An 11402-nucleotide genomic window follows, 5' to 3' on the forward strand; every position below is an offset into this window, starting at 1 on the left:
ACTGCGGAACCGCCCATAAATAATCCCGTTCAGGATTAAATGAACGTACATCTAGCCTGATATAACCGTTGTCGATACTTGGATCGCCATACTGAGCTCCGTGTGGATTACCATCCAAAACAGTTTCAGCAGTTTCCCAACGACGAATATCGAAGATTCGTAAACCTTCTAAAGCCAATTCAACACGACGTTCGCGGCGAATGATTTCGCGCAGATCAGAACTGCTCAACGACGCATCAAAATCTAATGCGCTGGCATCGGAAAATCCGGCACGTTCGCGCAAAGCTTTAATTGTTGAATTCCAAACGTTTTCATCCATTTGATTTAACTCGTTTTTAGCTTCGGCATACATTAAAAGTACGTCGGCATAACGAATCAAAATCAGATTCAGGCCTGAAGTAAACGATGCCAGCGATTGTGGATCGTAATATTTACGCATGTAGTAACCTGTTGATGTAGAGTTGGTACCCTGACCTTTGTATTCATCAACTTCGGCTGATTCGTCAGGCGCAGTACCCGGCTTAATGTAAATGGTCTGGATGGTTCCGTCAGGCAAACGCCAAGGAAATTCGTGATAAACCACAGTTGCTGTTAAACGTGGGTCGCGACGAACATACGGATCATTCTCGTCGTATCCCGAGTTTGCATCATCAATGGTTCTTCCGTTCATCATCAGGTAATCATCAACCAATTCCTGTGTTGGCGACATTTGGTTTACACGAGCCCCTACCGAAAGTGGTGCAAAATCAAAGTATTCTCCCCAGGTGCGCAACGACGGTACATAACCCAAATCCAGGATCACTTCATCGTTATATTCATTTTCAGGAAGGAAAATTCCTTCATACGATGGGAACAAACTGTAAGAACCGTACTGATCAGAATTAATCAACTCTTCACAGGTACTCACCACATTTTGCCAGTCGTTACTGTACAAATATGTTCTGGCTTTCAATGCCACAGCAGCTCCGGCGGTAACTCTGCCGTTATCCTCTTCAGCATATTCCTGTTTTGTTGGCAAAATATCTATAGCCGCATCCAGCTCGTTGCGCACAAAAGCCAGCACTTCTTCATGCGAGGTTCTTGCAATTGTTCTCGACTCATCCAGTGTAATATCGCTTTCAAACAAGGGAACGTCACCAAACCATGTGGTTAAGCGGAAGTACAGATAAGCACGGATAAAACGTGCCTCGGCATTCATTCTTGCTTTCAGGTCTTCATCCATTCCTTCAACCCGGTCAACATTTTCAAGAAAAGTATGACAAGTTTTAATTCCGGCATAACAATCTCTCCATTCGTTTGCAAAACGATTGTTTGAAGCATCAGCCTGTCCCGAAGAAATTATTTTCTCCGAACTTGATCCACGACCTTCATAAATGTTATCGCTTAGTGCTTCGGTAGAGAAAAAATAACCCGAATTGTAAATTTGACTGTAGGCCATGTTTAAAACCATGTTGGCTTTTTCTGGCGATGTCCAGTAATTAGCTTCTGTGAACCTATTAATTGGTGCCAATTCCAAATCATTACAAGAAGTAAAAAGTATTAAAATTAAACTTGCAACGCCGGCACTATATTTTAGAAATTTCATCTTCATGTCATTTAATTTTAAAATTCTAATTCTAAACCAAAACCGTAGTACTTAAGCGTAGGATAATTCCGGCCACTGTTCGCTCCAACGCCTCCAACGCCTCCCATATTACTTTCAAACTCTGTTGACTCAGGATCGATAAAAGAAACACTTGAGAGCGTGAACAAATTCTGTGCATTTACACTCAAACGAAGTTTTTGAACACCCACTTTTGTGGTCAATTCTTTCGGCAAAGTATATCCCAACTGAATGTTTTTCAAACGTATATAAGCCGCATTAAAAATGTAAATATCAGATGCTCTACCCCAGTTATTCTGATTAGATGATGAACCTGGAGCCGATAGTCGTGGCCATTCTGCATCAGGATTTACCGGAGTCCAGAAATCCAACTGATGCTGGTACATTACATATGAGTAGTTGGCATGGAAAGGCTCTACAAGCTCACCACGCAAAAACATATCGCGTTTACCCACACCCTGAATTAATACGCCAAAGTCAAATCCTTTCCAGGTAACATCGTAGTTTAACCCAAAAGTATAACGCGGGAATGCGTTTCCTAAAAGCTGGCGGTCTTTATCGTCGATAACACCATCGTTATTCTTGTCTACGTATTTTACATCGCCCGGCTCAACAGTTGCTCCAATTGGCAGTGCACTGTTTTCAATCTCCTGGTAACTACCAAAATAGCCATCGGTCTTATATCCAAAGTACGATCCCAGAGCTTCACCTTCGCGAATTAATTTAAGTAACTGGTCGTTCGAATCAATTTGTTCATTCCCGCCAAAATCAACTACTTCGTTTTTCGAATCTGCTATGTTCAAACGTACATTGTGGTCAACCGCACCTGTTTCTGCGTGATAGTTGATGGTAGCTTCCCAACCCTGGTTTCTCATTTCACCTGCATTTTCTTTTGCAACACCACCTCCAAATACCGAAGGCACAACCGGAGTTAACAGGATTTGAGAAGTAAGTTTATTAAAATAGTCCAGTGAAACCGATAGTTTTGAACCGAAGAAAGTAGCATCGGCACCAATGTTAAAAGTGCTAGATTCCTCCCATTGCAGTATACTGTTTCCTAATCTAAAACCTGTTCCAGAAACCGCTTCATTGTTAAAACCATAACTGTTGCTAGAAACCTCGTAGGTAGTAAAATACGAGTAATCATCAACATTCTGGTTCCCAAGAACACCGTACGAACCACGTAACTTCAAGTCGCCGATATTACTTTTGTAGTTGTCCATGAAACTTTCTTCAGACATACGCCAGCCACCAGTAAACGATGGAAAAAATCCCCAGCGGTAGTCTTCAGCAAATTTTGAAGAACCATCGTAGCGGAAACTAAATTCGCCGTAATATTTGTCTTTGTAGTTATAACCCGCCCTACCAAAAATAGAGTAAATACTGCGTTCCTGTGTTTGTGCAGGAGTATTGTAGCTATTATCTATATCAATTATGGTTTCCGACTCCGGAAGTCCAAGATCGCGGTCAGTATATCGCTTCCTTATCTCGTTGGCCTGACGTTGATACGATTCGTTGGAAACCCCAATCAAACCGGACACATTATGGTCGTCGTTGAAAGAACGGTTATAATCCAATAAAAACTGCGTATTAAGAATATACCTTTTCTCGTTGTAATCTTCTGTAGGCCTGGTATCGTTGGCATACGAACTTGGTTTTTCAGCAGTTGGGCTGGAGTAGAACGGAACTTCCAATCCTCTGATAAAACGGTGATTTGCTCCTAAATCGAAGCCAACCATCGCTTTTGCCTTTAAACCTTTTGCCACATCCATTTCGGCGTTCAAACTTCCAAGGAAATTATCATCGTCTTTTTTCTGAAATCCACCAGCCAATTGTCCGAGAGGGTTAAACTGCGAAAGCACATCGTTAATCAGGTACTTGCCATTGTCGGCTTTCATTTGGTAATTGTAGTAAGGCGGAATACGCGAACCGTCAACGATAAGGAATCCGGTGCTGGCATTTGGCGCTTTCTGCATCGTGCGGTTAAAGGCCATTAAAGCACTCAATTTCAACTTTCCGTATTGGCTTACCAAATTAGTTCTGAAGTTGTAACGTTCAATTCCGAAACTGCCAACGAAGTTACTTTCCTGGTTGTAATAACCTGCAGAAACCATGTAAGTAGAAGTTTCGTTACCACCTGAAATACTGGCGTTGTAATTTTGCTGCAAGGCTGATTGCAGAATTCCATCAAGGAACCACTGTCCATCGCCGTTCTGCTGAAAATCTCTGATTTCGGCAGGCGTATATTTAGGCGAAGAACCAACATTGATTAAAGCCTGGTTTTTAAGCAAGGCATTTTCGTATCCTTTTACAGGCTGGAATAATACATCCGGATCCTGAAAACCGGTCATTGTACTTACACGAACTATAGGTTTATCACTTTTCACCCCTTTTTTAGTGGTTACCAAAATTACCCCGTTTGACGAACGCGAACCGTAAATAGCAGCACTACCGGCATCTTTTAACACCGATACATTTTCAATGTCTGCCGGATTCAGGTTATTTAAACTTCCCATTTCAGTAATCATTCCGTCGATTACAACCAATGGGTTATTGTTATTCATGGTACTTACACCACGAATATTAATATTCATACTATTATCGTTCGGGTTCATGCTACGTTGCTGAATTACAAGGTTAGCAGAAGCTCCCTGTAAAGCCTGTACCGCATTTGCAACCGGACGATTTTCAATTAAATCTGAGTTTACCTGATCAACAGAACCAATCAGGTTTTTCTTTTGCATGGTACCGTAACCAATTACCACAACTTCCTCGATACCAATGGCGTCTTCTTCCATCACTACCGAAATATTGCTTTGGTTGCCCACAACAACTTCCTGCGAAAGCATTCCTACAAATGAGAAAGACAGAACCGCATCAGGCCCAACATTGCTTACCTGGAAATTTCCATCAATATCGGTAACCGTTCCCTGGGTAGTACCTTTTACAAACACTGTAACACCCGGAATTGGCAAACCATCAGCTCCGGTAACCGTTCCGCTTACTCCCTGTTGCTGAACCGCCGGTAAGTTCGATTCATCAAACTCGCCTTTGTACAAGGCTACCTGCCTGCCAACAATTTTATACTCAACACCGGTGTTGTAAAATATTTCTGTTAGAATTTTCTCGATGTCAGTATTTCTAAAACTCACTGACACTTTACGCTCTGTGTCGACTACATCCTCGGAGTAGAAAAAATAAAACTCGCTTTGATTTTCAATTTCCTCAAGGACACTTTTGACATCCGTATTTTTCAGTTCAACAGATAAACGTGTTACCTGCGAATAGCTTTCCTTAGCCATTACTGAAAAAACACTAATACATAACAAAAACAAAGTTACTTTCATAAGTCTTAAAAGTTTTAAGAAGAAACTCCACAAAGGGATTTCCTTCAATCTCTTTTTTTTCATAGATTTGACGTATTAAGATTAATAATTCTGATAATTATTTTTCGGAGGTGGGGAAGTTGGTGGCTTCTCCACTTCTTTTTTTGTTTTTGGAGGTTTAGTTCTGGTTACTTATTCCATAGGCAGATTTGTTATTTTATTGGTTTTACAATCAGTTTTCTTTCGTTCTTATCGTATTCATATTTTAACGACATTGTTATTTCCAGCAAGTCCATCACTTCTGTAATCGACTCGTATTCTATTGTTGCCGTCAATTTTTTATCTGATATATATTGATCATCCAGTTCAATCGAAATATTATACCACCGCTCCAGCCGTTCAACAACATCTTTCAACGATTCATTTCTGAATATCAACTTATTATCAATCCATGACGAATAAATTTCGGTATCCACTTTTTGCACCTGAATTGACGAGTTTTCAGCATCAATTACAGCCTGCTGTCCGGGTGCCAGAATTTTTTCTTCCCCCGAGTTTGAAATCAATTGTACTTTTCCCCTTTCCAATGTCACCTCAGGGTTGGTATTTGAATAACTCATTACATTAAAAGCCGTACCCAGTACATTTACCTGTACATTCTCAGTAACAACTTCAAAGGGTGTTTCGCTTTTCTGAACATCAAAATAGGCTTCACCACTCAGTTTAACCAAACGCTTTTTTCTGCTGAATTCTTTCGGATATTCTATGGAAGATCCTGAGTTCAGCCAAACTTCAGAACCATCGGGTAAAACAAAATGGGTTTTTGAGGCCAACGGTGTTGAAACCGTTTGCAGCTCGGCACTACTGTTCGTTTCCTCAAGTGTAAAAAACAGAGCAATGGCCAGGGGAATAAAAAGAACTGCTGCCACCCGGGTTAAATAGGTTACTAATTTTCGGGTTTTGCCTGTTCGTGGTTCCTGGCTATTTATTTCGTAATGAATTTTGTGTAGCGTATCCGATAAATCGGGAGTTTCTGTTTCCTCAGCTTTTGTATGTTTCCAATGCTCCTTCATATTGGCATCCAAAACCAACTGCTTGTCCGGTTTTACAAACAATTCAACAAACTGCTGAAACTCTTCCTCCGTGCAATTGTTTTCAATATATTTCCTGTAATATTCTTTCATATAATCTTGTAGTCGCTTGTTAAACGTGTAAAGTATAAAAAACCCCTGCTTCGCTTTTACATTTTTTTAAATTTTATATCCAGCTGAATTTGACTCCCTCTTTTTGGTTCAGCCAGAATCTAAAAACATTTTATAGATTTGTGCATTCTAGCGAACTGGGACAGATGAATAACGAGAAACTAATTAATCGATTTATTGATGGCGATAAATCCGCCATTAATGATTTGTATGCCGAATATAGCCCGAGGCTGTATCGCTTTGCGATGGCATACCTAAAATCGGAATCAGAAGTTCTCGACATCGTTCAGGAAGTATTTGTTAATGTTTGGATGAACAGAAACAAACTAAAAAAAGACTCAAATCTTGATGCCTATTTATTTACGGTAGCCAAAAACACAATCGTTTCTGTTTTTCGGAAAAAGCTTTCGGAAAAAGACTATTTGGATCACCTGAAAAACAAAACAATAACCAATAGTATCGATACTGAATCGCAGTTCAACTACAACCAGTTATCCGACAAGCTCAATGACCTGGTAGAACAACTACCTCCTCAACGAAAAAAAATATATCAGCTTAGCAAAGAACGTGGTTTAGCAAATAAAACAATTGCTGCCGAACTTGGTATTTCTATAAAAACAGTTGAAGATCATTTAAGCAAAGCAAGTAAATTCATTAAAAAGAATTTAACCGAATACGGTTTCCTCGCCCTGCTTTTTATCGACCTGTTTGTTAGCTCCAAATAACAGCCCCAGCGGTACCCGCTATTTCATTTTTAACGCGCTAATCAACAAATACACAAATAACAAAAGCACAACAAGCATTGCCCCTGTTTGTCCCGCAGTATCGGATACCACACCCATAACCGGGGGAACTATTGCGCCTCCGGCTACTCCCATTATCAGCAAACCCGAAACTTCGTTTGCATACTCCGGCTTTCGGCGCAATGCTGCTGAAAAAACAATGGAAAACACATTGGCAACTGCCAGCCCGGAACAAAATATCATTATATACATCAGCGAAACCGGACCAGGAACAGCAACCATAACCACCAGCGCAACAATTCCTAAAACCGCACTGCCGATGTAAAATTTCCGCCCCGAATATTTCATCAATAAAATGGCGCCGATAAAAGTACCGATGGTACGGGCTGCAAAATATAAGCTCGTACCCAATCCGGCTTTCTCCAACGGCATCACGGTACGTTCCATCAGAAACTTTGGTAAAGTAACGTTCAACCCAACATCGATTCCCACTAAAACCACAATTGCAAAAAAGAAACTCAGCATAACCGGATCTTTTAACAATTTAAAGCTTGCGGCAAAACCGGCAGTTTCACTGTTTGATTGTTCTTTTTGAATCGGGGCCAATAAAAGCCACAATCCCGACAACAGAGTAACTGAAGCAAAAATCGGGAAAATAAGTTTCCAGTTTCCGAATGTACCTGATGCCACTCCTGCAACAATAGGCCCAATAAACGAAGCAATGGCTTTTACAAACTGGCCAAGTGTAAGGCTACTGGTTAATTTCTCGCCACTAACCACATTGGTTAAAAGCGGATTTAATGCCACCTGCAAAATCGTGTTTCCGATACCCAGCAAAGCAAAGGCAATCAGAACCATGGTATAACTGTAAGTGGCCAATGGCACAAGCAATGCCAGCAGTGTAACAACAATACTCAGCAATACGGTATTTTTCCGCCCGAGTTTATTCATTAGCACACCTGTTGGTACCGAAAAAACGGCGAACCAAAGAAAAACCATCATGGGTAAGAGGTTGGCCATTGAATCACTCAACCCAAAATCCTGCTTTACATAGCTGGATGAAATGCCTACCACATCGGCAAAGCCCATAATAAAGAAGCTAAACAAAACCGGCAGTACGGCTAAATTCGATTTTTTGCTCATAAGTTTTTTTGCTCGTTATATTTTAGCCACCAAAGGCTCCATATTAGTCCAGAATTCTTCATCTAAAAGCCGGGCACTTCCTACCATTGCTGCCGACTCCATTAATTCCGAAATCATTATTTCAATGTTTATTTTCCTTCCATTCAAAACACGCTTGAAAGCAGCGCTAAACAATGGGTAAGCCCGCGAAATATTTCCACCAATTACCAAACAATCAGCATCAAAATTAGCGAGAACAGGAACAAGGAAATTGGCCAGATTGCTTCCGAAATCATCAAAAAGTGTTTTGGCAGCCTCATCGTTGTTAACACGGTCGGCAATCTCTTTTACACCACTGCAGACAGTTCCGGTTCGTTTTTTATATTCATCAAGAAACCAACGTGTTGAAAAATAATCGTCGGCAATTCCTTCTCTGTAGGGAATGTGGTAAACATATCCCGATTCCGGCACCCGATCGCCTTCGATTACTGGAACGCCGTTGCTTAAAAAGGCGGAGCCAAATCCGGTTCCCAGAGTAATAGCCACTACATTTTTATAGTTTGCAGCTTTGCTACCCCAGCATTCGCCAACAGCAAAAGAGAGCGCATCGTTGGAATAGCGAAAAGGAAATTCAGCAGGCAAATCCAAACGCTTTTTCAGTTCGTCGCCAACATTAATTCCATAAAGACTGTCGTATTTTGCAACGTTCTTAAGCAGGGCTACACCATTTTTATAATCAAACGGACCTGGCACGGCTAAACCAATTCCAATCAGTTTTTCTTTATCGATTGACATTATGGATTCACTAATTGCAGAGGCCCATTTATCCAGAATCTCGTTTGCTGAAGCCTGATTGTCGACATCAACTTCAGCCAGGCTATCTTTTAGCATTTCGCCGGAATTCACATCAACCACAACCGAGCTAATGTGACTTCCTCCTATATCTACTCCAACCGCGTAACTCATATGCTTTCCATTATTTCATAAATGCCACAACGATCATTGCTTCCTGCTCCGAATGATTACGAACCGTGTAACTTTTTGCCGCTGCAGGAACAACAAAAGTCTCAGCAAATTTAAACGTATCTTCCATTCCGTTTGCTGATTTAACAGTTACAGATGTTCCTTCAACCAGGCTCAGTACATTAAATTTTCCTCCTGTTTCAATTTCAACCTCATTGGTAAAATGATAACGATGAACGCCATAGCTGTGTTTTTCATGCGTTGGAAGTTCGTATAGTTTCCAGTCTTCCGCTTCCTGAAGCAGTACAGGCTCCGAAATCAGTTCCTTTTTCACCTTCTCCCCTTTTCGGTCGAAATAAAGGTTTTTCATTCCATGTTCGATATTCAGCGGACGTGGATTTCCATCCAGATCAGGACGTACCCAATCGTACATTTTAAAGGTAAAAATGTAGGGCGTTGTACTTATTTCCAAGACCAGGTTATCGATACCCGACCCGTGAATTGTTCCCGGCGGTATTAGAAACAGGTCGTGCTTTTGGGCGGGTATTTCCTGTACATATTTTGTAATATCGATGGCAGTATTGGTATTGTAACTATCCCACAAAGCCGTCTCAAATTTTTTTGGTTCTATGTCGTCCTGAAATCCGATATACACAGCGGCATCATTTTTCCGGTCGAGAATATAGTAGGTTTCTTCCTGTGTAATGTCTTCGCCAAAATGCTTTTTGCAATACTCCGGACGCGGATGACACTGCACCGACAAATTTCCGCCATCGAAAGTGTCCAGGAAATCAAAACGCAAAGGAAACTCATCGCCATATTTTGAATGATCGGCTTCTCCCATTACCGCTTCACCCTCGCCAAACATCAGCGAATCAAAAGAAACTTCCAGCAGTTTTCGCGAGCTTTCAAACACAATTCCATTCTCGGGCGTAATCAATTCAAAGGACCATGCATAATTGGGCACATCCGAATTTAAACCTTCGATATTGTCTTTAATCCAGGTTCCTCCCCACACTCCGGGCTCAAACCACGGCCGTACACGGAAAAAGTTCTCGCCCATTGTCTTTAAACCTGCACGCAAATTTTCACCGTCCATCCATGAATAAACATCCTCATGCTGGCCGTCAATGATTACATCAATGGCATTTAAAATCTCTTTTTTGCGTTTATTGAGCACTATCCAATCGACAAAATAATACCGTTTATACATCTTTTTCATGTCGAAACACTGGCTGGCTCCCAGGTTTTTCACACTACCAGCACGCGCACGAAACTGCAGTTCGTTTTTGGGCAGATCGATATACAATAGCTTTCCATCCCAACCGGTAAGAGAAGCTCCGGCACCGTAAATCAGGTTTATATCGGTATTGGTTTCCGGCGCTATATTTTTCAGTTTTTCTGAATCAAAATAATCTTCCAGTTTAATGGCTGCCCTTGTTCCGAATATAGAATCTTCTTCGCCCAAAAATGGAGAAATCAGCTCATCGATTTCATTTTCCGGTTTTAAGGCTGTTTCCACATTTACCCAGTTGGTTGTTTTTCCCACTGCGGTGAGCGCATTGTCCAATAACAACCTGAAGTTTTCAAAATATACTCCAACATAGCCATCGATAATAATCGTGCTTTCTCCTTTAAGCTTTTCGGCAAGTGCCGATAAGTCGGTTGAAATTACATCGTTCCCCAATTTTAACGAGGGATATATATCGTAGCCATTCACCACCGCACCGTCTTTTTCAACGGGCATTAAAAACTGTGTTGTTTTCCGTTTTTCCATTATCTAATTTATACTTTATACGACTCAGGTCGCAAACAGAGAATTGAGTTCAAATACTTACTGATTGATTTTAGGCGTTCCCGACATCTTCAGTTTTAGTTTGCCACCATCAACAATATCCTGAAACTTAACAAAAGGTGAATTTTGAACTTCTCCGTTCAACTCAATCTTTTGTACATAAACATTGTCTTTCGAGTTATTTTCAGTTTCAATAACAAACTGTTTTCCCTTGTAATAATCCTGATTTAACTTTATTGTTATTTTGTCGAAAAGCGGGCTTCCAATCTGCATTTCAGGATCGATAGCAGTAAGTCCTTTCACATCAAACAAACCAATACCGGCCATTACATACCAGGCACCAAGCTGTCCCTGATCTTCATCCTGTCCGTAACCGTATCCGTGAATCCCTTCTGTTCCGTAAAACTCGTCGCAAATAGCACGCACCCATTGTTGGGTCAGGTCGGGTCTCCCCGAAAAATTAAACATCCATGAGATATGCAGATTCGGTTGATTTCCGTGATTGTATAAAGCTTTCAGTCCGGCAAAAGCATCCACTTCTTTTCCGCCTCCGAAAATATTTTTCTGCGATGCAATAAAAATGCTGTCGAGTCGATTATTAAAAGTTTCATGTCCCAGCTTCTTTACCAACTCTTCGGGCTGATGTGG

The 11402-nt window shown here is 41.0% G+C and carries 8 protein-coding genes; 1 reads left to right on the top strand and 7 read right to left on the bottom strand.

From position 1 onward, the window contains the following. From ABZB17_RS15040 to ABZB17_RS15050, 3 genes are all read right to left on the bottom strand, one after another. A partial coding sequence (locus ABZB17_RS15040; protein WP_372651192.1) for a RagB/SusD family nutrient uptake outer membrane protein occupies positions 1 to 1591 on the bottom strand: 1591 nt, incomplete at its 3' end. A gap of 11 nt (positions 1592 to 1602) precedes the next feature. Next, a complete protein-coding gene (locus ABZB17_RS15045; RefSeq protein ID WP_372651194.1) occupies positions 1603 to 4950 on the bottom strand; it encodes a TonB-dependent receptor in 3348 nt (1115 codons plus the stop codon). A 191-nt stretch (positions 4951 to 5141) separates the two neighbouring features. Further along, complete coding sequence (locus ABZB17_RS15050; RefSeq protein ID WP_372651196.1) at positions 5142 to 6113, bottom strand: FecR family protein; 972 nt, start codon at positions 6111 to 6113, stop codon at positions 5142 to 5144. Between the two features lie 164 nt (positions 6114 to 6277). Between ABZB17_RS15050 and ABZB17_RS15055 the strand changes: the two genes are divergently transcribed. After that, positions 6278 to 6856 carry an RNA polymerase sigma factor gene (locus ABZB17_RS15055; RefSeq protein WP_372651198.1) on the top strand — a complete coding sequence of 193 codons (579 nt, stop codon included), beginning with the start codon at positions 6278 to 6280 and terminating at the stop codon, positions 6854 to 6856. Between the two features lie 18 nt (positions 6857 to 6874). Here ABZB17_RS15055 and ABZB17_RS15060 read toward each other — a convergent pair whose 3' ends face one another. The 4 genes from ABZB17_RS15060 to ABZB17_RS15075 form a co-directional block, all read right to left on the bottom strand. After that, positions 6875 to 8017, bottom strand: a complete 1143-nt coding sequence (locus ABZB17_RS15060; RefSeq protein ID WP_372651200.1) for a sugar MFS transporter — start codon at positions 8015 to 8017, stop codon at positions 6875 to 6877. 15 nt (positions 8018 to 8032) lie between these two features. Then, a complete protein-coding gene (locus ABZB17_RS15065; protein WP_372651202.1) occupies positions 8033 to 8962 on the bottom strand; it encodes an ROK family protein in 930 nt (309 codons plus the stop codon). A 10-nt stretch (positions 8963 to 8972) separates the two neighbouring features. After that, positions 8973 to 10736, bottom strand: a complete 1764-nt coding sequence (locus ABZB17_RS15070) for a class I mannose-6-phosphate isomerase (RefSeq protein WP_372651204.1) — start codon at positions 10734 to 10736, stop codon at positions 8973 to 8975. 57 nt (positions 10737 to 10793) lie between these two features. Beyond that, the coding region (locus ABZB17_RS15075) for a glycoside hydrolase domain-containing protein (protein ID WP_372651206.1) at positions 10794 to 11402 on the bottom strand (609 nt) is incomplete at its 5' end.

The sequence above is a fragment of the Draconibacterium sp. genome (assembly GCF_041583095.1).
GTDB lineage: Bacteria > Bacteroidota > Bacteroidia > Bacteroidales > Prolixibacteraceae > Draconibacterium.

What these genes read in the sequence shown, in the direction of transcription:
- ABZB17_RS15045 (WP_372651194.1), bottom strand. Translation starts at nt 4,950, where the DNA reads ATGAAAGTAACTTTGTTTTTGTTATGTATTAGTGTTTTTTCAGTAATG.
- ABZB17_RS15050 (WP_372651196.1), bottom strand. Translation starts at nt 6,113, where the DNA reads ATGAAAGAATATTACAGGAAATATATTGAAAACAATTGCACGGAGGAA.
- ABZB17_RS15055 (WP_372651198.1), top strand. Translation starts at nt 6,278, where the DNA reads ATGAATAACGAGAAACTAATTAATCGATTTATTGATGGCGATAAATCC.
- ABZB17_RS15060 (WP_372651200.1), bottom strand. Translation starts at nt 8,017, where the DNA reads ATGAGCAAAAAATCGAATTTAGCCGTACTGCCGGTTTTGTTTAGCTTC.
- ABZB17_RS15065 (WP_372651202.1), bottom strand. Translation starts at nt 8,962, where the DNA reads ATGAGTTACGCGGTTGGAGTAGATATAGGAGGAAGTCACATTAGCTCG.
- ABZB17_RS15070 (WP_372651204.1), bottom strand. Translation starts at nt 10,736, where the DNA reads ATGGAAAAACGGAAAACAACACAGTTTTTAATGCCCGTTGAAAAAGAC.